This is a genomic window from Rhizobium sp. CF142, from assembly GCF_000281145.1.
In the GTDB taxonomy this organism is placed as follows: Bacteria; Pseudomonadota; Alphaproteobacteria; order Rhizobiales; family Rhizobiaceae; genus Rhizobium.
In genome coordinates, this window is record NZ_AJWE01000118.1 from 22,842 (window position 1) to 44,298 (window position 21,457).

Below are 21,457 nucleotides of genomic sequence, written 5' to 3' on the forward strand. Positions count from 1 at the left end.
TTACTCCGCCCTGCGCTGGGCGCTGGTAATCGCCCTCGCTGCCTCTTCGGAGGAGTTGGCAAGCTGGCGCATCTCGGCGGCGAGCACGGCGAAGCCGGATCCCGCCGTCCCCGCCCTTGCGGCCTCGATCCCGGCATTGACGGCGAGCAGCTTCAGGTAGCGCAGCGAGTGCAGGATCTCGCTGGTCTTCGAGGCAGTGATGCGCATGCCGGCAGTCTGCTCGTCGATGCGCCGGTAGAGTGACTCGATGTTGATGATGCTGCCCTCGAGATAGAGCAGCTCGCCGTTTTCGTCCCAAACGCCGCCTCCCGTCTCCGTCACCCAGACGTAATGTCCGTCACGGTGGCGGATACGATATTCCATCGTCCAGTCGGTGCGGCTTTCCAGCGCGATGCCGACGACCTCATCCATCAGCGGCACATCCTCCTCGCACATGATCGAGGTGAAGGTGCGTGTGGTGTTGCCGATGATCTCTTCGGGCGGATAGCCGAAGATGCGTTCGATGCCATCGGTCATCTCCAGCATCGTATAGTTTTCATCCGCGCGGCAGCGATAGAGAAAACCGCTCATGCGGCCGAGAACACTGCTCTGAAAATCCATAAAGACCACGCCTTGAGAAAATGAGTTGCAGATCGGGTTTGCTTCGTCTCATTTCAAACACGCCGGAAAGGGCCGCGACGGACGACCCTTTCTCGGTTACGCGGGAGCCTGGGAAAGATCAGTTGCGCAGATATTCCTCCATGGAATCGTCGAGCGCCTCGACCCAGGGTGTGTGATGCGTCGGCGACATGTTGCCGGTCATCAGCGACCGGTAGGCATGGTCGCGGAACCCCATGATGTTGTGGGCCTTGTGATGCTCCCACTCCATGAAGGTCTTGTTGGTCCCCTCGATGTCGAAGCTCGGATAGTCGGTTTCGGCGAGCAGTTCCTTCACATAGTCACCCTGATACCAGATCATCTGCTCGGCATCCTCGAGCGTCTCCTCGCGGGCCCGCCACATGTCGAAATTCGCCTTCAGCTCCTCTTCCGGCGGCAATTTGATACGGCCCATCATGACGTCGCGGGCCCACCAGGCCTGCACGTCGAACATGTTGAAGGTGTAGAACTGATCCTGCATGCCGATATAGAAAAGCTGCGGATTCTCGTCGAAGACCACTCCCTTGTAGAGGTGGTCGGCCCAGAGGCGGTTGGCGGTCTTGAGCCTCAACTCGTCGGGCAGGAAGGGAAAGTGATGCTGGTATCCCGTACATAGGATCAGCGCATCCACTTCCTTCGTCGAACCGTCGAGGAAATGGGCGGTGCGGTTTTCGAGCCTGGTGAGCAACGGCCGCTCTTCGAAGTTATCCGGCCAGTTGAAACCCATCGGCTTCGACCGATAGCTCGTGGTGACCGACTTGGCGCCGTATTTCCAGCATTGCGAACCGATATCCTCGGCCGAGTAGCTGCGGCCGACAATGAGGATATCCTTGCCCTTGAATTCCAAAGCATCGCGAAAGTCGTGGGCATGCAGGACGCGGCCGTTGAAGGTCTTCACGCCCTCGAAATAAGGGACATTCGGGGTCGAGAAGTGGCCGCTCGCCACCACGACATAGTCGAATTCCTCGTCGTACATATGGTCTTCGAGGCGGTTGTGCGCAGTGACCGTGAATTTCTTCGTGCCCTCATCGAAACGCACCATGCGAACAGGCGTATTGAAGCGCACCCAATGGCGGACATTCGCCTTCTCGACGCGGCCCTTGATATAATCCCAGAGCACGGCGCGCGGCGGATAGGAGGCGATCGGCTTGCCGAAATGCTCCTCGAAGGAATAGTCAGCAAATTCCAGGCATTCCTTCGGTCCGTTCGACCAGAGATAACGATACATGCTGCCGTGAACCGGCTCGCCATATTCGTCGAGCCCGGTGCGCCAAGTATAGTTCCAAAGCCCGCCCCAGTCGGACTGCTTTTCGAAGCAGACGATCTCCGGGATCTCCGCACCCTTCTTTGCGGCCGACTGGAAGGCCCGTAACTGGGCAAGCCCGGAAGGACCGGCGCCGATGACGGCAACTCTTGTCATGAAGCATTCCCCTTTTCGATTATATCGACATTCTTATCTTATGCAGTCGTTCGCCACCCGCCCGGCACTAGTCAGGAAAGATGCCGGGGCTTGTCGGCGCGCCGTCGTCAAATCTGGAAAGCCAGTCGATGGTCGTCTCGCGATAGCGGGTCAGTCCCTTGTAGTCGATGAGCTCTACTGGCAGGGTTTTCAGCACGCGCGGAAAGCGGCGCGCCCATTTCGGCACCGTCACCAGCTCCTCCATATTCATCAGGTAGCAACGGATGACGAAGAGGATCGCGTTCGAGCGCGGCAGGCGCCAGAGGCTCTGCAGCTCTACGCGCAGATGCACCTTCTCCCCGACATTCTCTGATGTCACCGTCGTACGGTCCGGTCCCCATTTGTGATAGTTCTCCGGACTGGTATCCAGCCGCGGGTTGATGGTCATCGTCCAGTTGAAACGGCGCGTCGGCTTGCCCTGCTGCAGGTTCAGGAGGAATTTGAGCGCCCTGTCGAAGACGCCGATCTGGTGGGCGAGCGGCACCGGACCATGCCATTCCATGAAATTCATGCCGATATCGAAATCCAGCGACCAGTCGGCCTGGGTCGTCACCATGCCGGCATCCATCCAGAGATTGCCGTCACGCTGGTCGACGATGCAGAAATCTCCCTGAGCCTGGCGGGTGATGTATTCAAGCGGCTCATAGGGCAGCGTCGAACGGTCGCCGAAGGTGAAACTGTCGTCGATGCCGAGCGGCCGGTTGATCCAGCGCCACTGGTCGCCGTTCCTGATCAGCGTGAAATGCTCGGGATAGCCGGCAGCCTGCTCTTCCATCAGGAGTTCCAGCGTATCCCATTGCGCCGTCATCATATGCGGCAGTGCCTGATAGCGCAGCGGATCTTCCTTCAGCACCAGCGCCCGATCCTGCATCTCGGCGACGTAATGTTCGTCGACATCGATGAGGCTTTCGAAGACGGTGCCTTCACGGCCCTTCACATGCGGCTCCATGTTGACCGAATACATGTATTCGTCGCGATCGAAGGGAAACGGAAAGCGCCGAATGTTTTCCGGGCTGTTGCGATAAGTGAAGTCGTCGCGGAAGGTTTCTTGTTTGAAGGCGATGGCCATGTCCGTTCTCCTTGTTCCGCTTTCAGCTCTAGAGGTCGAGGCTGAGCCTGTTTCCCTCGAAGCGGGAGACACAGATCATCACCTTGCGGCCGGAGGCCTTTTCTTCGTCAGTCAGATAGACATCCTGATGCAGGAGCCTGCCCTCGCAGGCCGCAACTACCGTTTCGCATTGTCCGCAGGCGCCTCCTCGACAGAGGAAGGGCGCGTCAACGCCCGCCGCCTCGATCGCCTCCAGCATGCTTTCGTGATGGCCGACATGAACCGTCTTTTCCGACCGCAGCAGCTCTATGTCGAAGGGCTTGCCCGGCTGGGAGGATAGAAACCGTTCCGAATGCAGGTTCTGCTCCGGCCAGCCGGCCTCCAATCCCGCTCTCAATACGCCATCAATCATGCCCGAGGGGCCGCAGACATAAAGATGCGTGCCGAGCGGCTGGCTGTCGAGCAGGCGGGCGAGAGGAATGAAGTTGCTCTCCGCATCGCAATAGATCTTAACCCGATGCTCGTAGCGGTCGACCAGTTCCCGGCAATAAGCGCCACGATCGTGGGAGCGTACCGCATAATGCAGCTCGAAATTGGCACCCTCGCGGGAAAACTGCTCCATCATCGCGATGAAGGGCGTAATACCGATCCCGCCGGCGATCAGAAGATGCTTGCGGGCACGCCAGTCCGGCTGAAAGAGGTTGACCGGATAGGAGACCTTCATCTCGTCTCCTTCGCGCACCTTCTCGTGCATGAAGGTCGAGCCGCCGCGGGAATTCTCGACATGCAGCACGCTGATCTCATAGGCCGAACAATCCTGCGGCGGCGACATCAGCGAATAGGCATTGCGTCGCATATGGCCTTCGTCATTCATCGAGACGATGATATGTGCTCCGCCGGAAAAATAGGGCATCGGCCGGCCATCGAGGCGTTCGAAACGGAAGCGCTTGATGCGGTCGACGACCGGCGTCACCTTCGTTACGCGGACAGGAATTTCTGTACCACCGCTCACAGGAACAATTCCTCCGGATCAGGGGCGCTACCCGGCTCTTCGGCATCGATATTGACGCCCTGGAAGGCGCCGAGCCGGCGCGAATAGTGGTCACGTACGAGGAGCGGCAGGCCGCAATGGCTGCAGGTAAACGGGCTATGCGTGACGTTCTCGGTGATGCCCTTGCAATGCACGCATTGCACCCGCCGCGCGAGAGATCCACGATGTTCCGCAATGATCGAGGCGTGGTCCATGCCATGATCGAGGGCGACCATCATCGCCTGACCGATGAAACCTTCGGTGCCTGATATATAGAGCCTCGTCCCCATATGGGCTGTTGCCAGCGATCCCTTCAATCGAAAGAGCAGAGTGGCAATCGTCGGGGCAACGAAGAACATGTCGGCGTCGAGATGGCGAAGCGCCTCGTCATGACCGGCTCCCTGTGAACCGCGAGCAACATAGAGGATCTCGCTGCGAGAAAGAATGCCTGCGTCAAGTGCCTCTTTCTGGTCGAGGAGTGCATGTGCGCCCTCCCCCTCCAGTGCGAAAATATGATGCCGGGCATGCGGCTGGATTGTGAGACCCTTGTAGACCGGCCGGCTCTTGATGCCTTCGACAAGCATGCCTTCGCCTCCTTAACCGACCGCCGTCCTCTTCTTCTTTTCCGGATCGTCGAAGGGCAGCGCATGGGCAATCGCGCTGGTCTTCAGGGTCTTGCCGCGCACCTCGAGCTTCGTGCCCTGGACGGCCTTGTCGACGTCGAGACGGGCGATCGCCATCGACTTCTTCGTCAGCGCAGAATAGCTCGGGCAGGTGATGACGCCGACCTTTTTTCCGTCGGCGTAGACTTCGTCGCCGAGATCGGCCGGGCCGTCGGCATCGATCAGCATGCCGAAGATCTTGAAGCGTTCCTTGCCCTTTAGCCGCGCATGTTCCTCGGCGCCACGGAAGCCGGTCTTGCCGGGGCTGACCGTGAAATCGAGGCCAAGCTCCCACAGGCTATCGCCGGGCGGCTGGTCGGCAAAGGGATACATCTGCGAGTTGTCGTAGGGATAGAAGAGCAGGTAGCTCTCGACGCGCAGCATGTCGAGCACAGAGAAGCAGCAGGGGATGATGCCCATATCGGCGCCTTCGGCGACGATCCGATCCCAGACCATGACGGCATCCTGGCCACGCACGAAGATCTCGTAGCCGCGCTCGCCGGTATAGCCGGTGCGCGAGATCATGACCGGGGCGCCGAACAGGGTCGTCTGCATGTGATGGAAATATTTGAGGTCGCGGATGCCGGGCACATATTTGGCGAGGTAGTCGACCGCGAGCGGTCCCTGCAGCGAGAGATCATGCAGGTCGTCGTCGAAGAGCACGGCGCAATTGCGGCCGGCGGCCTGCTTGACGATCTCCTCATGGCCGGAGCCGGAGCCGTGCACCAGCATCCAGGAATTCGGGCCGGTGCGGTAGACGATGCAATCGTCGGTGAAGTGACCGCGGTCGTTCAGCATCGTCGCGTAGACCGAGCGGCCGGGATAGATCTTCGTCATGTCGCGGGTGGTGATATAGTCGAGGACGGCGATCGCATGCGGGCCGACCAGATGCACCTTCTTCAGGCCCGAGACATCCATGATGCCGGCCTTGGTGCGGACCGCGACATGCTCGTCTGACATGTCCTTGTCGTAGGTCCAGGCGGTTCCCATGCCGCTCCAGTCCTCAAGCTTCGATCCGAGAGCGCGATGCCGATCCGCCAAGGCGGAGAAACGCCAAGATAATGCCATTTCCGTTCCCTCTTATTTCCTCTACGGAATATTTATTTCCTGACTATATTCGTCTTTCACGCTGTGGCAAGCCGATCCCGGTGATTTTTGTCGGCTGTCCCAGCGGCATTTTCACTAGAATACCGGCGGCGTGAGCCCTGCCGAACGATGGGCGGCAATCACGGTGTTGGCCATCAGCATGGCGATCGTCATCGGGCCGACGCCACCGGGAACCGGGGTGATGACGGCGGCAACCGGAGAAACCTCCGCGAAGGCGACGTCGCCGACGAGCCGGGTCTTGCCCTCGCCGCGTTCGGGGGCCGCGATGCGATTGATGCCAACATCGATGACGGTGGCGCCGGGCTTGACCCAATCGGCCCTGACCATTTCCGGACGACCGACGGCGGCCACCAGAATATCGGCGTTGCGGCAGATGCCGGCGAGGTTCTTCGTGCGCGAATGGGCGATGGTGATCGTCGCATTGGCATTCAGCAGAAGCTGCGCCATCGGCTTGCCAAACAGGTTGGAGCGGCCGACGACGACAGCATTGAGGCCGGACAGGTCCTCACCATGGGTGCGGCGCACGAACACCATGGCACCGGCCGGCGTGCAGGAGACGAGGCCGGTCTTCAGATCGCCGGTCGCAAGCTTGCCGGCATTGACGACGCTCAAACCATCGACATCCTTTTGCGGCAGGATCGACTGGATGATCGGCTCGCTGTCGAGATGTTTGGGCAGCGGCAGCTGCACGAGAATGCCGTGGATCGACGGATCGGCATTGAGCGAGGCGACGAGGGCTGCAAGTTCCTCCTGGCTGGTCTCGACCGGCAGCGTGTGCTGGACGGATTTGAAGCCGCATTCCTTGGCCATGCGGCTCTTGGAGCTGACATAGGTGTGGCTCGCCGGGTCGTCGCCGACAATGATGACCGCAAGGCCCGCCTGGACGCCTTTGGCGGCTTCTAGCGCGGCATTTGCCGATTTAACGGTTTCGATTACGGAAGCGGCAACCTGCTTGCCGTCGATTACTGTCGTCACGCGTCTTCTCCGCCCAATTTCGCGCCAGTCTATTCGCCCGCGTCGGGAATGATTTCCCGATAACGCCCTATCCCGTTTAAAAACGGCAAATGCAAGAGCAATCTGCGGTCGGGCGTTCGCTTACCGTGAGACCTGGTAGGCATGCAAGCGATCGCGCAGGCTGGCGATCTGCGAGCGCAGCGCATCGACCTCCTCAGCCGCTTGCGGGACCGGCGCCGGCTCTGGTGTCTGCACCAACGCCGGCACCGGTGCAAGTTCAGGCACGGGGGTGAGGATTGGAGCCTCGACGGAAACTTGGACCCGCACCTGTTCGGGCTGTCGGCGGAAGAAACGCGGCACGAAGGCGAGGCCGAGGCCGACTGCCAAACCGGCAAAGCCACCAACCAAGGCACTGAAACCGAAATTACTGTCGCCGGAAACCGGCAGCACAAGAGCGGGCTTGCGAACCGTGACCCGGCCGTCACCACCGATGGCACCTGTCGTGGAGACCTCCTCTTCCAGGCGCGATCGGGCTGCCGACGCCTTTTCCCGCAGTTCGGTCAGCTTGGCGAGATCGACGCCAGTATCGCGGCTCTGGGCAATCAGCGCGTTGCGGCGATCGCTGAGCTGTCTGCGCGCATCGACGGCCGCCTTGGCTGCTGCATTTGCGTTCTGGGCGAGGCGCGCCAATTCCTTGCCGATGTTATCTTTCAGACCATCGACCTCGGACTGCTGTTGGAGCAGGCGCGGATGGCGCGGTCCGAGGTCTGCCGAAAGCTGTGCCAATGCGGTCTTGGCAATCGCGTATCTATCGCGCAGATCCGACAGGGCGGGCGAGATCATATCCGGAGCGAGTGAGCCTTCCAGCACGTCCGCCAGCTTAGCGGCCTTCAGCTTGTCGGCCTGTTCCTTGGCGGTCAGGATATTGTCGTCGGCATTCTTCAGATCGGCATCGAGCCCGGCGATCTGGCGCTGCAGCTGCGTCGCGACCTTGACATTGCCCTCGCCGTTCTTCTGACCGAAGGCCGTGAGCTCTGCTTGAGCCTGATCATTTTCCTTCTTCAAGGCGGTGGCCATCTCGGCCGCTTTGCCCATGGCGCTGCCACCCGTCACCGCATCGGACAGTCGCATGGCGATGCGCGTCGATTTGCCGCCATCGCCTGTCGTTACCATCAGACGGATCGTGCCAGTGCGGTCGTCGGGAATAATCGCCATCGCAGATTTCAGCGCGGCCTCTGCACGCGATGCCGGATCGGCGGCCGCACCGCTGCCGGAGAGAAGATCGAAGGCCACACCCAATGCATTGGCGCTGTTACCGGCAAATTCCGGATCGCGGTCCAGCTTCAGTGCCGCAACGGCAGAGGTGATGACAGGTACCGAAGACAGTCTTTTGACGGTATCCCCAACGAGTGCAGCCCGGTTACCTGCGCCTGCATCCACGGCAAGCGTCGTTTCTGCGGTGTAAAACGCGGGGGAGGATGGCATCAGGATGGGGGTGGCAGCGCCGCCAAACGAGAGGGCAGCCACGATGAGAGCACTCCTGATCCAGTTCGGGCGCCGCATTTCGCCTGAAGCTGTCGAAATGGATGCTTTTTCAACGGGAGCGACGTGGTGAACCTGGACGAATTGCGTCATTGGCTCTGGCGCAGGACGAGAGCGTTCAGGAGCGGGAGCAGAGGCGATATCGTTTGCAGCCTGAAGACGCGAACCGAGGATCGTTTCGATCCGGTCCACCAGCGGTTCGGTCTGCCGCGCTTTCGCACGCTGTTCGTCGAGCAGCCGGCCTATGGCGCGCAGCAGTTCAGCTTCGGAAGGAAGGACCTCCGGCGGATGGGTGCTCTTTTCGGCATGACTTTGCCGCTGGCCGCGCGAAGAGGTGGTTGCGCGATCATGGAAACTGCTTTTCGCCCTGGAATCGTGCATTGGCGTCACATCTCATGCGCATGATGGCCGAGTTCGCTCAACCGCGCTGACGCGGAGGATTAAGCTACTCTAAATATACATGGCAAAGAAATGGTTAACCGGAACCTGCAGAAATCTGTAATCAGCCGGCTTTCTTCATCTGCTCGATTCTCTTCTGTTCGCCTGTAGCTAGCGCCCGTTCATCCGGCTGACTGAGGATGCGCGCACGCCGGCTGAAGCGATACTGGAAGACCCGGAAGAGGAAGACCGGAATACCGAGAATATAGCGGCGCCAGAGGCGCGTCGGCTCCTGTACCAGGCGGTAGGCCCATTCCAGACGCATCATGCGCACGGTCTTCGGGGCGCGTGGCACGGTGCCCGAAACGAAATCGAAAAGTGCACCGACCGTCAGGACGAGACGTGCATGATCGGCGCGGATATTCTGGCTAACCCATTTTTCCTGCAGCGGCGTGCCCATGCCAACGATCAGGATATCGAGCTTCTGGCGCTCCACCTCGGCGATAACGGGTTCGGGATTGGCCTTGTCGAAAAAGCCGTCAGAGATCACGAAGAATTCGTGCCAGGGCGCGTGCCTGGAAAAGTTCTCGGCTGCCTTCTCAACGACCGCGCGCGTGCCACCGATAAGGCCGATCCGACGCGGCGCTTCCATGAAAGTCAGGAAGGCCGGTACGAAATCGGTGCCATTCAGATTTGCGGGAAACGGCGAACCATGCGTGACCTGAGATGCGATATTGAGACCGATGCCGTCAGGCAGAACGAGGTTGTGCGACATGATCTGATAATACTCATCGTCGCGCAGGGCCGTCAGCATGTTATGGGCGTTGACGAAGCAAACCACGGTCTGCCCGACGGGAATGGAAGCCAGTTCGTTGATGAAAACCAGCGCGTCGTCCCAGCCGAGATCGCAGACCGGCAGATCGAAAATCGTCCGCCGCGATGCAAGCACCGCAAAGTTTGCAATCAGATTCATTCCAACCTCCTGCCGAGGGTGCGTCATGCGCCCGACATCCCGGAAAATAAGCCTACGTTTCCGCAGCGGAGGTCTTGTGAAGACCAGCAGCGTCCTGCCTGAAGCGATCTCCCCCAACCCCGTGGCGGCCATCCTCCCAAGCTTGTGCCGCGTTTATACCAACTCGGTTTCAAACAACCCTTAGGAAAAATCCTTGGATTTTCCTGCGCGCATAAGTAGTTCATTAACCAAGGCATGAACGCAGAAACGGCGCCTTTCGGCGCCGCCTTTTACTGGTCGGTCGATGGTGATCAGTGACTGGCGGCTGGAGCCGGCGTTCCGGATGCAGGCGCGGTCTCGATGATCTTGACCGGCGCGCCAACCTTCTGCGGCTTGCCGCCGGAAGTGTCCTTCACGTCTTCTTTCGAAAGGTAGTCGAGTTGTTCCAGCATGACTTCGGCCACATATTCACCGCCAAGACGCTCGTTCATGCCCTTCTTGATCTCTTCGCGGAAAGCTCCGGGATCGAAGGCCTTGATGTTGGAAACGTCGATCATCTTGTTACCGACGAGCAGGCTGAAGAGTTCGTCGGTCGTCATCTCCGTGATCGGCAGGTTGAGGCCCGCGATCATATCCTTGTGCATCATGAAGGAGATGCGACCGAGGAAATAACCGTTGACCGCACCGTTGCCGATGACGGGCACAGTGATGGTCTCGCCCTTCACGAGTTCGAGCGCGCTTTGCTTGGTATCCGCTGCAGCCGGCGCCGGCGCGGTCGCCATGTTCACCGAGAAATAGACCGATGCCAAGGTGACGGCGCAGACCCAGACGCCTGTGAGGACGAGCTTGATCATCAGGCATCCCGCGCGACAAACTGTTCCTGGGAATAGGTGCCGTCAGCATCGGCATCCTGCACGGCATTCTTCAGAAGATCGGCAACGGCGCGAACCGCCTCCAGATGCGCTTCGACGCGACGGGCGTTCAGCACCAGCTTCTTCTTGAGACCGTGAAGCTGGTCCAGATGCGAAGCGGCAAGTTCGGCCGGATCGGTGTCACGGAAAAGCATCGAGAGCTCGTACAGGCACCGGCTCTTATGTGCATTGGAGACCTTGAGATCGAACTGCGGATCGCTGCCGATCCGAGTGTTCTCATTGTCGATTATCATTTCGAGGCGTCCGAGAACGGATTTGATCCTGTATTCGTTCGAAACTATTTCCATTTTATCCTCGATTATGCGTCGCTTGTTGCGGACTTATTGTCGGCAGTCGGAGTGCCGAAGGTCTTGCGCTGAAATTCGTCGATCATGCTCATCGCGGTCTTGCGATCGTCTTCATCCGTGGAGGCGTTGACGATCTTGCCTTCCTGGCGATGGAGCTGCTCGGCATACATCTGCTTGGCGATGCCGATGCCGTCACCCTTGGCCATGACGTTGCCGAGCTGCTCAGCCATCATGCCCTTCCAGATGTCACCCGTTGCGCCCTTGCCGAAGACATTCTCGGCATCGCTCGGCAGCATGGACTTCACGAAGTTCTGCAGAACCATGGCCTCGAACTTCCGGTAGGTTTCCGGTACTTCCTCGGTCTTGGTACGGTTCTGAATGTTGTTCAGTCCGCTCTTCTGCTTGACGTGGTCGAGAATGTCGACTGCGGAAGAAAAGCCGTTGCCGCTGTCGGCGAGGCTCGTTGCAGCAAAGGCTGCGCGGTTGGCCTTCAGCTTTTCCTGGGCAGCCTGAACCTCCATGGGGTCGGCCGCCTTGACGACGTCCATCACCAGATCGCTGGGGGGTGAAATAGCCACGTTACAATCCTCTAATGTAAGATCGTGGCGATTATTATTTTTGAAGCTTGCTGGAGGCTGGCGTTGCGAATTGCTGATCGATTACGTCGTAAACCGCATTGTCATCTGCTTCGCGACGCTCTGCCTGGAGGGCATCGAGCATGTTTTCTTCAAGCCGGTCACCTTTGGCACGCTCGCGCGTCAGGCGCATTTCGTGCACCTGCTGCATGCCGGTCAACTGCTGGTCCTTGATGCTTAGCCTGCCGAATCGGTCGGCATAACTCTGCGAAAAAGCACGATGGATAGGGTCCAGCGAACCGAGCGCAAGAATGGCGACATCCATGGAGGCATTGACTTCGGCGCGCTGGCGGCTGGTTTCTGCGAGATCGTATTCCGCCATCTTTTCAAGATGCCGTTGCACCGCGACCAGGCGCTTGAGTTTGTCGGAACGCTTCTTCTCGATCATCGCCCCTCACCTTCCCACATATAGTGCAGCGAAGGATTGGCCGAACTGGCTGATCATTGCCGCGATCGAGAAATAGAGCAGAAATAGGCCGCCCATCAGCAGATAAGGCGTAGAGATGAAGTAGACCGGAATCTGGGGCGCGAGCTTGTTGATGAAGCCGATCGAGATGTTGAAGATCAGCCCGTAAATCAGATAGGGGCTCGCCAGCCGCAGCATGATGTAGGTGGTCTGCTCCAGCGTATCGGTAAAGGTGATGAGCGTGGAGCGCATCTGCATCAACCCGCCGAAGGGCATGGTCGTGTAGGAATCGATCAGCGCGCGGAAGACGATGTGATGGAAGTCCATGATGAAGAGAACCATCAGACCGGTCATCGTGATAAAGGCCGTCAAGCTGATTTCGGCCGAGTCTTCGACGACATCGCTTGTGCTCGGCTGTGTGTAGCCAACCATCATGGAGACGATCGAGGCGGCGAATTGCAGGCCGAGCGTATAGAGCCGGGCGAGCATGCCGTACATCACACCGATCAGCGATTCGCTGAAAATCAGGCCGATATAGGTGCCCGAACTGGTGTGAACGGACGGATAAACCGTGTCCCAGAGCACCGGCAGCACCGCAAGCGAAAGTCCGCCGGCGATGAAGACGCGCAATTGCTCCGGCACACGGGCGGAAGAAAAACCCGGAAGGGTCAGCACACAGCCACCGATCCGGCAGAAAACCAGAAACAGCGCCAGAACTGTCCCTTGCGGGTCTGAAATCATGAAATCGAGCCCAAAATCTTGATTTCGATGCCCTTGGCCAGTTCCACATGCGAGAGCACGGGAAGCGTTGCGAAGAGTCGCTCGATGATCATGCGGACATAGGAGCGTGTTTCCGGCGACGTGACAAGGGCGAATGGCAGGCCTCTATCCATGAATTCACGGATAACCTTCGTGGCCTGTTCGCTAAACTCTTCCAGAGTGCGCGGGTCGATGTCGAATTCGACGACTTCGCCCTTGGCATCGCGCTTGAGCGCCTGGTGGAAGGCGAGATCCCATTTGCTGCCGAGTCGCAACACGCGCAGCACACCGTTGTCCGCCAAGTCGCCGCAGAGTTGCTGGGCCATGCGGATGCGGACGTGTTCGACGATCTGCTCCGTCTTTCTGACATGCGGGGCAAGTTCGGCAACCGCTTCCAGAATGAGGTGCAGGTTGCGGATCGAGACACGCTCGGCGAGAAGCAGCTTCAGCACCGCCTGCAGGCCCGAATAGGACATGTGCGACGAGCAGATCTCGTCTGCGAGCTTCTTATATTCGGGGTCGAGACGATCGATCAGGATCTTCACGTCCTTGTAGGAGAGAAGCTGCGGCAGGTTGTTTCTGATAACCTCGCTCATATGTGTCAACACGACCGAGACGTTGTCGATCGGCTGGAAGCCCTCGCGCTTCAAATCTTCGGCGAAGTTTTCAAGGATCGAAACCGCCGGCATGCCGAATGCGGGTTCGCGAATCTCGTCGCCCGGAATGCTCGGCTTGCGGCCAGCGCCAGTGACGACGAGAACTTCGCCGACGCGCAGAAGGTTCGAAGCAACGGTCGTGCCGTGGATGCGGATCTGGTACGACTTCTCGGGAATGCCGATATCGTCCGTGACCTTGATTTCCGGCACGACAAAACCGTACTGGGTGGCAAACTTCTTGCGCATCTTGCCGACGCGGAAGGCGAGCTCCTGGTGGGCGCCAAGCAGGCGGGTCGAAACCATCTTGCCAAGAGCAAGCTCGATTTCGGACGTGCGGAGAACCGACTTGACCGAGTCCTTTTCGAGCTCCTTGTTCTGGACAACCTTCTTTTCCTCAGCATCACGGCGGATCTTGTTTTCGGCTTCGACCTGACGCGGAATGAACCAGGCCCCGAAGGCGAGAAGACTGCCGAGGATCACGAAGGGGACAAACGGCAGGCCCGGCATCAGGGCCAGGACGAACATCAGCACGGCCGAGACGGAGAGCGCGCGGGGATAGCCGCTCAGTTGATTGACGACCGCCTGGTCGGTGGAGCCGGTGGTGCCGCCGCGCGAAACGAGAAGGCCGGCGGCGAGCGAAACGATGAGGGCCGGCATCTGCGAGACGAGGCCGTCACCCACCGACAGCTTGACGAAGACGTCGGCCGCTTCGCCGATCGGCATTCCGTGGCGGAAGTAACCGATGATGATGCCGCCGAAGACGTTGATGGCGGTAATGAGAAGACCTGCGACCGCGTCACCGCGAACGAATTTCGACGCACCGTCCATGGCACCGAAGAAGGAGCTTTCTTCTTCCAGTTCCTTGCGCCGGCGCTGGGCTTCCTTCTCGTCGATGATACCGGCCGAAAGGTCGGCGTCGATCGACATCTGCTTGCCGGGGATGGCATCCAGGGTGAAACGCGCGCCGACTTCCGCGATACGCGTGGCGCCCTTGGTGATGACGATGAAGTTGATGGTGATGAGGATCAGGAACACGATCAGACCGATGACGAAGTCACCAGACATGACCAGGCTTGCAAAGCCGGCGATGACGCCGCCCGCAGCATCGTGCCCCTCGTTGCCGTGCGAAAGGATGACACGGGTCGTCGCAATGTTCAGCGCCAGTCGCGTCATCGTCGCGATCAGAAGGATGGTCGGGAAGGACGAGAAATCGAGAGGTTTCTGGATCCACAGCGCGACCATGAGAATCAGCACCGAGAAAGCGATCGAGAATGCCAGCCCCATGTCGATCAGGAACGGCGGGATCGGCAGGAAGAGGATGCAGATGATGCCGATGATGCCCATGGCAAAGCCGACATCACGCAGGCTCGGAGCGACTTTCGGAAGGGGTAGTGCAGGTGGTTGCGCCATAACGATTCCGTCTCTTCATGAGAGGAGGCGAACATCAGAGTCCGCCCAGTTCGGATCGACAGTTAAATGGCGAAGCTTGCGCGAAGTTGGCTCAGAAGCCGGACTGGATTCGCGAGAAGACCAGATTGGTAAAAATGGAAATCTGGGAGCCCACGAAAGGGGCAGAAATACCGACCGTCACCAGAACGGCAACGATCTTCGGGACGAAGGTGAGCGTCGCTTCCTGCACCTGTGTGAGCGCCTGAATCAGCGCGATCACGAGACCGACGACCATTGCCGCAATGACCGCAGGACCCGCGGCAACGAGAACGGTCCAGATCGCAGCCTGGAACAGGTCGAGTGCATCAGCTTCATTCATCGTCAGGCAACCTCATATCGCCTCGAAAGCAGCCAGCCCGGCTTTAACCGGACTGGTATTTTTGACATCACCCAAACGAACGAGCGTCAGATCCCATCCGTTTCGTATGCACCGTCGTCACTTCAGGTATCATCCGAACCGCTATCGTCGCCCGAAGTGTTGGTCGGCGCCGAATCAGAAACGGAGATACCGGCCTGGATGAGAATTTTACCGCCATTGTCCAGCGTTGCAATGAGGCCGTCGGAATAAACCTTGACGGATTCGACCGTACCCTTGGTCTTGCCGTCGGCGCTTTCCATGTACTTGCCGATATAGCCGCTTGCCTGGGTCAGGCTGGAGCTCGTCAGCAGCGTGTCGAGCTTCGAGTTCGTCTGGATCGTCTGCTCGACCTGCGAGAAGCTCGCGAGCTGCGACATCTGCTCGCTGGCATCCATCGGATCGGTCGGATCCTGGTTTTTCATCTGCGCGACGAGCAACTGAAGGAAGTTGTCGTAGTTCAGCGTGGCCTTCTGCTGCGCGGTATTGGACGAGCCATACGTGCTGCTGCCTCCACCTACGCTCTGAGTTCCATCTACCGCCATGGTGCGATCTCCCTGCGAATCTGCTCGACCATTGTCGGGGGCAGCTCGTGATTGTTGAGAATGCCGTCTTCGATCGTGTAGAGACCGCGAATCGCCTTCAGCGCGTCGAAGGCGCGGCCAGTCGAAACGAGTGCATCGATGCGCTTCAGTTCGGCGAGGATTTCCTCGTTCTTGAAGCATGTGAGCAGCATCGTGATCGACTTGCGGAACATCGCCGTCGAATGTTCTTTGCCCTCGGGATTGATGAGGATCATCTGGGCAATGAAGTAGAGCTGGCGCAGCGGCGTGGTCGCGCCTTCCGGCTGAAGCACGTGATTTTCGAGAAGGAACGTCACATCATTCAGGAATTCCAGTGCGACCTTACGGTCGACACGCAGGACAGCGCCGTTGATGAAGATTCTTTCTCCGGCTTTCAGAGAAATGCGAAGTGTACTTTTCATTTAAGTCCATCCCTGATGATGGTGGTAACGTCGATGATGCCCTGGTAGTTATTCGACTGACGTTTTCTAATTCTGTCGCATTCCTTCAATATCCAGATCGCAATCGAGATGAGGTTCGCCCTGAGCTCGACTTCCAACTGGTTGTCGGGATGCTTCAAATCCTCAATGAAGCTGATCCACACCCTTCGCGTATAGAAGAGAGCTTCAATAGCCTCCCGGCTGTACTTCTCTTTGTCGCGCGCCACCGAAAGCAGTTCGATCGAGCGTTCGAGAACCTGCCATTCCCGCTCTTTCGCGTCGGCAACCGAGTCTTGCATGACCTCGGCATAAGAGAACTGATACATTCATGCATCCTTCTTTATATTGCGCGCCTTTGCTCATCAAAGGTAGTTTACGAGACTCAACTGCTGGATCTTCGATACGATCGTGTAGGCGGTTTCGAGCTGGGTTTCCAAAGTCTTAACAAGGGTCGAGGCCTCATAGGGATCGACGCCCTGGATATCAACGAGCTTGGTCTGCATGATGTTCGACTGGGCATCGAGGGCATCATTTGCCTTCTCGACGCGCTCCTGTGACAGACCGAGCTGACTACCCTGAGTGACGATACCCGTGGTGGCTCTGGTCGTATAGGTGATCGCCTTTGAAGAGACCGCGCTCATCGCGTCCGAGCTGAGGCTCTGCCCCATCAGCGCAGAGGTCACCACCGTCGCCAGAGCGAAGTAACGCATGCCTTCGGAATTGGCGTTGGTCGAGGATTCAACGACTTCCGAATTGCTGATACGGCTCGTCATATTCTGGCTGGACGCCTTCGACCAGCCAGTCGTCGGGTCCGTCCAGGCCGTTTCGCTGAACATTGGCTCGACCTTGGTCTCGATGAAGGTCTTCATCTCGTCGCCGGTAAGTTGGTTAACCGGCTTCGGTGTCGGCAGGCCTGCCGCATAGGCGTTCAGAGCTGTCACGATCGCCGCCGAAGTCGCAGCGGTTTTATCCGTCAGCGGCTGGATGTCGGTGTTGATGCCGGCAAAAAGATATTCGCCGTTCACCATCGAGTTCGACGTGTCCATCATCGTGGAAAGCGCGCTCGTGGCCGACTGGATTGCGACCGTGATGCTGCCCGGATCGTGGCTACTCTGAAGTGCGGTCAGCTTGGAGAGAAAGCCGTCGCCCGCCTTCTTCATTTTATCGAGCCCGGTTTGAGCCGATTCCATACGAGCGTCGACGAGGGCATTGCTCAGCTTGATCGATTTGATGCGGTCGACTTCACGGGTAAAGTCGATGCTCTTGGCTGCGTAACCGCCAAGCGACACACCGATATCTGCGTAGGTGCCCGTGGTCGCTTCCATCGTCGCCTTCGTCATCTGGTTCTGCGCCTGACGGATCGTCAATCGCATGGCGTTTTGGATGGCCGAACTTGAAATAAATGAGCTTTTCATGGCTTAACTCGCAATATCCAGCAATGCTTTCAACATTTCGTCAACGGCATTCAAAATCTTTGTCGCCGCCTTGTAGGACTGCTCTATATCGAGAAGGAGCGTCAGTTCCTCATCGAGGTTGACACCGGTTTCATTGGAATAAGCTTCATCGGTTCGTGCTGCGGCAGCTTGAGTATTTTCCGCCGCCGTCGTCGCGTTGCTGCGGTTCTGCTCGAGCCAGCCGATAGAATTGGTGGCAAAGGTCAGGATGCTGACATTGGTGTCCAGACCGGTACTCGGATCGAATGCAATCCCCGAATCCATCGACGTATAAAGACGGTCGAGTTCCGCGGTATAACCGCTCGAACCCGTCGGGTTCGCAGCCGTGCTGCTTGCATTGATGTTGCCGTCACGCAACCGCATCGGATCGCCGCCCTTGGAGGTGACGACACGGTCGTTGATCGCGATCGTTCCGGCGATGCCCTTGATGACGGTGCCAGCCGGCGGAACCCCGCCTGCGGTGCCGGTCGTCGGGTTTGTCCAGACGAAGAGGCCAGGATTGCCGTCTTCCTGGTAAAGGTTCACGAGGCCACGAGCGACTTCGTCGAGCTGGCTCTGGAACGTCGGTGCGATATCGTCGCGGATCTGCAGAAGCGAAGCCAGGCTACCCTTGGCATTGGTCGTCGAGCCCGAGCCCATATTGACGGCCACACCATCGACATAGACCTTGTTGCCGACTGTGTCGGCCGCATAGGATTGTGTCGGCTCAAAGCTGACCGTGCGCGGGATCGTCTCGAACAGCGTCGTGCCGTCGGCTGTATAGAGCACCATGTCGTTGTTAGCGCGTGTCGTCGTAGAGACGCCAACGATCTGGTTGATCTGCTTGAGGACCTTTTCGCGCTCATCGAGAGCGCTCGAAGGATCTTCGTTGGATGATGTCGCCTTCTTGACGGCATTGTTGGCCGTTTCGAACTGCTTCAGCAGGCTGTTCAGCGAGTCGACCTGGTTCTTGACCTGCTTGTCGGCATCGGCACGCTGCTGCTGCACCGCCTTGGAGGCATTGTTCAGCGAGGTTACCACGTCCTGCGCCGCCGTAATCGCACCCTGGGCGGCAATGAGGTCGCCCGGGGTGGCGCGGAAGGTTCCAAGCTTGTCGCGGAAGGTACGCAGGGCCGTTTCGGGCGAGGTTTCGTTATCGTTGCCGCCCATGATCGACTTCAGATCTTCGAGGCCGCTCAGCAGAGTTTGCTGGGCGCTGTCCTGTGAGGACGCCTTGAGATACTGTTTCAGCAGCGCATCTTCCTGTGCGCGGCTGATCTTGACCACCTGGGCGCCGTTCAGCGAGGTGGTGAGCATCGCCTGCCGGCGCACATAGTCCTTGTTGCCGGCGTTCGAGATATTGTTCGATACGATGCTGCTCTGCGCGCCCGTATTGTTGAATATGCTCTGCGCGGTGTTAAGTGCTGAAGTGAGCGACATGGCTTACCCGTTACCCTTATTAACGCTTGAGGTTGACGAGAACGTCCATGAGATCGGAACCCGTCTGGAACACCTTGGAGTTGGCGGTGTAGCTGCGCTGGGATTCGATCATCTCAGTCAGTTCGCCGGCGAGATCGACGTTCGAGCCTTCAAGGGCGCCCGACTGGATCTTGCCCAAGCCGCTGGTCTGCGGGAAACCGGTGACGGTCACGCCCGACTTGCCGTTGGCCGAGTAGACGTTGCCCGACATCAGCGTCAGCAGGTCCGGGCTCGGTACGTTGGCGAGCGGGATCTGGAAGACGGGCTTGGTGCTGCCGTCATCATACTTGGAGTAGACAATACCATCGGAGTCGATGGTGATATCGACCGGCGAATTTGCGCCCTGGCCGTCGACGTTACCTGTACCAGAAAAATTGTCGCCGACCTGGGAAAGATCGAGCTTCATATTGATGGTGAGGCCGGTTACCGGATCGACGATGTTGGTCGTCGACGGGGCCGCGGGGACCGTCATCTGGCCTTTGTCATTGAACTGGATCGAGGTGACATTCACGGCCGCTGAGGAATAGGGGAACGAGCTGGTGCCCGTCGTCGCCTTATCGGCATTGCGAAAGACTGCCATTTCCCACTGGGTCGTGCCGGCTGCGGCCGGCGGCGATGCGGGATTGGGAACCTTCGTGTAGTAGATGTCGTACATCACCTTACTGCCGAGCTTGTCGTAGGTGACCATCGAGTATTTCTGCGTGTCGGAAGTCGCCGTAGCGGCGTTTGCGCTTGGCAGGTTGGCCGGAACCGTCACAATCTTTGCGCCGGGCTTCAGGTTGCCGGTCCACGAACCGTTTGCGGTCGGAACCGCCGCCAACTTCTGGTCGCCGAGAACGTTGATCGGAACGAGGCCGTCAAAACCGTTGACGACGACCGCAGGAGCCGAAGAGCCCCATGGATAACCCATGAGCGTGAAGCCGGCCGAGTTGACGAGGTTGCCGCTGTCGTCCTTCGTGAAGTCACCGGCACGGGTCAGGACGGGAACACCGTCGGCGCCCTGGACGATGAAGAAGCCGTCACCGGAGATGGCAAGGTCGTAACCGGAGGTCGTGTAGGAAATATCACCCTGGTCGGAAACGGCCTGACGAACCGTCGTCGTCACGCCGCCCGAGTTGTAGTTACCGGAGCCCGATGGCAGGACCAGCGACGAGAACGCGGTCGAAACTGCCTTGTAGCCGCTGGTGTTCACGTTCGCGATGTTATCGGAGACGGTGCTGAGGCGGTTTGCCTGCGCATTCATCCCCGATACTGCCGTCTTCATGCTGCCAAAAATGCTCATCTGAAAACCTCGTTTTACCTGCTAAGTGCAACAGTATTTGGCGGGCCTTGCGTGAAGCTGTCTGTTGTGCCCGGTCGCCGACCGAAATATTCCGGCTTTCCCGCGCGGCACGACCCGCGCCGAAAAATCAATTCCAATCAATGCAGTAGCCAAGGAAGCGCTTGGAATCGACCGGGTCGACGCCGAGCTTCTTGCGCAGCTTCTTGCGCAGCTTGGAGATGTGGCTTTCGACGACGTTTTCTTCGACTTCCTCGTCGAAAATGCCGTAGATCGCATTGAAGATCTGGGTCTTGGTGACGCGACGGCCGCGATTGGCAATCAAATATTCGAGGATGCGGCGCTCGCGGCGCGGCAAAGCGAAGGTCTCGCCGTTGATTTCCGGATCGCGCCCATCGGAGAAGACGCGGATGGCACCGATGTCGGTGTGGTTTGCGATCGCCTTCAGGCGACGGCGGATTGCAGCGGCGCGCGCGAGAATCTCACGCGGATGCACCGGTTTGCGTACAACGTCGTCCACGCCGCAATCGAAAAGCGCAAGCGTGTTTTCGAGCGAGGGCTGATCGCTGACAGCGATCACCGGCGCCATCGAGCGATCCCTGATCGCACGCGGCAATTCCATGGCGCGCTGCCCCTGGCCGATCAGGAATGCCTCGACCGCGGCGATATCGGAATCAGCCGCCGTCTGCACCCATTCGCCGAATTCATTGGGATCGAAGCCGGTTGAGGGAATGCCCTCCCGACCAAACAAAGAAGTGTAACCATCCTTCACGAGCTCACGCTCATCAACCACTACGATCATTCGTCCGCCTCCGAATCAGTGTGGCACATCGATGATCTATGGATACGAATCGCGCGAATCAGCGGCTACTCGTGAAAGTTAATGGCGGAAATTAATAATTGATTAAGATTTGGGTACCGATTTGATCTACATATAGTGGGTCAATGACGTTATGCACACAAAAATTTCGTGGAAAAGTTAACACCCGCTTAATTACACCTTGCAAGCAGGAATC

The 21,457-nt window shown here is 58.6% G+C and carries 23 protein-coding genes; all 23 read right to left on the bottom strand.

The features are described 5' to 3' along the window. A complete protein-coding gene (locus PMI11_RS30165) occupies positions 1–600 on the bottom strand; it encodes a PAS domain-containing protein (protein WP_007824983.1) in 600 nt (199 codons plus the stop codon). A gap of 118 nt (positions 601–718) precedes the next feature. Further along, entirely contained in the window at positions 719–2,056 is a 1,338-nt protein-coding gene (locus PMI11_RS30170) for an NAD(P)-binding domain-containing protein (protein ID WP_007824984.1), read from the bottom strand. Positions 2,057–2,123: 67 nt separating this feature from the next. Then, on the bottom strand, positions 2,124–3,164 hold the full coding sequence (locus tag PMI11_RS30175; RefSeq protein ID WP_007824986.1) for a heme-dependent oxidative N-demethylase family protein: 1,041 nt from the start codon (positions 3,162–3,164) through the stop codon (positions 2,124–2,126). A 28-nt stretch (positions 3,165–3,192) separates the two neighbouring features. Continuing rightward, positions 3,193–4,155 (bottom strand): PDR/VanB family oxidoreductase, encoded by a 963-nt coding sequence (locus PMI11_RS30180; RefSeq protein ID WP_007824994.1) that lies wholly within the window; start codon positions 4,153–4,155, stop codon positions 3,193–3,195. Next, positions 4,152–4,757, bottom strand: coding sequence for a dimethylamine monooxygenase subunit DmmA family protein (locus tag PMI11_RS30185; protein ID WP_007824997.1), 606 nt, complete (start codon positions 4,755–4,757; stop codon positions 4,152–4,154). The genes PMI11_RS30180 and PMI11_RS30185 overlap by 4 nt, the downstream gene beginning before the upstream one ends. A gap of 12 nt (positions 4,758–4,769) precedes the next feature. Then, positions 4,770–5,903, bottom strand: a complete 1,134-nt coding sequence (locus PMI11_RS30190; protein ID WP_007824999.1) for an aminomethyltransferase family protein — start codon at positions 5,901–5,903, stop codon at positions 4,770–4,772. 114 nt (positions 5,904–6,017) lie between these two features. Further along, positions 6,018–6,917, bottom strand: coding sequence for a bifunctional methylenetetrahydrofolate dehydrogenase/methenyltetrahydrofolate cyclohydrolase FolD (gene folD / locus PMI11_RS30195; RefSeq protein ID WP_007825001.1), 900 nt, complete (start codon positions 6,915–6,917; stop codon positions 6,018–6,020). Between the two features lie 120 nt (positions 6,918–7,037). Next, complete coding sequence (locus tag PMI11_RS30200) at positions 7,038–8,819, bottom strand: succinoglycan biosynthesis protein exop (protein ID WP_037072499.1); 1,782 nt, start codon at positions 8,817–8,819, stop codon at positions 7,038–7,040. 121 nt (positions 8,820–8,940) lie between these two features. Continuing rightward, on the bottom strand, positions 8,941–9,789 hold the full coding sequence (locus tag PMI11_RS30205) for a WecB/TagA/CpsF family glycosyltransferase (protein ID WP_007825005.1): 849 nt from the start codon (positions 9,787–9,789) through the stop codon (positions 8,941–8,943). A gap of 290 nt (positions 9,790–10,079) precedes the next feature. Then, entirely contained in the window at positions 10,080–10,622 is a 543-nt protein-coding gene (locus PMI11_RS30210) for a hypothetical protein (protein ID WP_007825007.1), read from the bottom strand. Continuing rightward, positions 10,622–10,987: a hypothetical protein gene (locus tag PMI11_RS30215; RefSeq protein ID WP_007825008.1), complete on the bottom strand. Its 366-nt coding sequence runs from the start codon at positions 10,985–10,987 to the stop codon at positions 10,622–10,624. The genes PMI11_RS30210 and PMI11_RS30215 overlap by 1 nt, the downstream gene beginning before the upstream one ends. A gap of 11 nt (positions 10,988–10,998) precedes the next feature. Continuing rightward, a complete protein-coding gene (locus PMI11_RS30220; RefSeq protein ID WP_007825009.1) occupies positions 10,999–11,565 on the bottom strand; it encodes a rod-binding protein in 567 nt (188 codons plus the stop codon). Between the two features lie 34 nt (positions 11,566–11,599). Then, entirely contained in the window at positions 11,600–12,010 is a 411-nt protein-coding gene (locus PMI11_RS30225; protein ID WP_007825010.1) for a hypothetical protein, read from the bottom strand. Positions 12,011–12,016: 6 nt separating this feature from the next. Then, the gene (gene fliR / locus PMI11_RS30230) at positions 12,017–12,769 is read right to left on the bottom strand and encodes a flagellar biosynthetic protein FliR (RefSeq protein ID WP_007825011.1); all 753 of its coding nucleotides are present in this window, start codon (positions 12,767–12,769) and stop codon (positions 12,017–12,019) included. Further along, positions 12,766–14,853 carry a flagellar biosynthesis protein FlhA gene (gene flhA, locus PMI11_RS30235; protein ID WP_007825013.1) on the bottom strand — a complete coding sequence of 696 codons (2,088 nt, stop codon included), beginning with the start codon at positions 14,851–14,853 and terminating at the stop codon, positions 12,766–12,768. The genes fliR and flhA overlap by 4 nt, the downstream gene beginning before the upstream one ends. 91 nt (positions 14,854–14,944) lie before the next feature. Then, a complete protein-coding gene (fliQ, locus tag PMI11_RS30240) occupies positions 14,945–15,211 on the bottom strand; it encodes a flagellar biosynthesis protein FliQ (RefSeq protein WP_007825014.1) in 267 nt (88 codons plus the stop codon). Between the two features lie 122 nt (positions 15,212–15,333). Further along, on the bottom strand, positions 15,334–15,792 hold the full coding sequence (flgD, locus tag PMI11_RS30245) for a flagellar hook assembly protein FlgD (RefSeq protein ID WP_007825015.1): 459 nt from the start codon (positions 15,790–15,792) through the stop codon (positions 15,334–15,336). Next, positions 15,783–16,232, bottom strand: a complete 450-nt coding sequence (gene flbT / locus PMI11_RS30250; protein ID WP_007825016.1) for a flagellar biosynthesis repressor FlbT — start codon at positions 16,230–16,232, stop codon at positions 15,783–15,785. The genes flgD and flbT overlap by 10 nt, the downstream gene beginning before the upstream one ends. After that, positions 16,229–16,576, bottom strand: coding sequence for a flagellar biosynthesis regulator FlaF (flaF, locus tag PMI11_RS30255; protein WP_007825020.1), 348 nt, complete (start codon positions 16,574–16,576; stop codon positions 16,229–16,231). The genes flbT and flaF overlap by 4 nt, the downstream gene beginning before the upstream one ends. 36 nt (positions 16,577–16,612) lie before the next feature. After that, positions 16,613–17,665: a flagellar hook-associated family protein gene (locus PMI11_RS30260; RefSeq protein WP_007825022.1), complete on the bottom strand. Its 1,053-nt coding sequence runs from the start codon at positions 17,663–17,665 to the stop codon at positions 16,613–16,615. A gap of 3 nt (positions 17,666–17,668) precedes the next feature. After that, positions 17,669–19,123 carry a flagellar hook-associated protein FlgK gene (flgK, locus tag PMI11_RS30265; RefSeq protein ID WP_007825024.1) on the bottom strand — a complete coding sequence of 485 codons (1,455 nt, stop codon included), beginning with the start codon at positions 19,121–19,123 and terminating at the stop codon, positions 17,669–17,671. A gap of 19 nt (positions 19,124–19,142) precedes the next feature. Further along, the gene (locus tag PMI11_RS30270; RefSeq protein ID WP_007825026.1) at positions 19,143–20,444 is read right to left on the bottom strand and encodes a flagellar hook protein FlgE; all 1,302 of its coding nucleotides are present in this window, start codon (positions 20,442–20,444) and stop codon (positions 19,143–19,145) included. A gap of 127 nt (positions 20,445–20,571) precedes the next feature. Next, on the bottom strand, positions 20,572–21,243 hold the full coding sequence (locus PMI11_RS30275; RefSeq protein WP_007825028.1) for a transcriptional activator Rem: 672 nt from the start codon (positions 21,241–21,243) through the stop codon (positions 20,572–20,574). Positions 21,244–21,457: the final 214 nt, after the last annotated feature.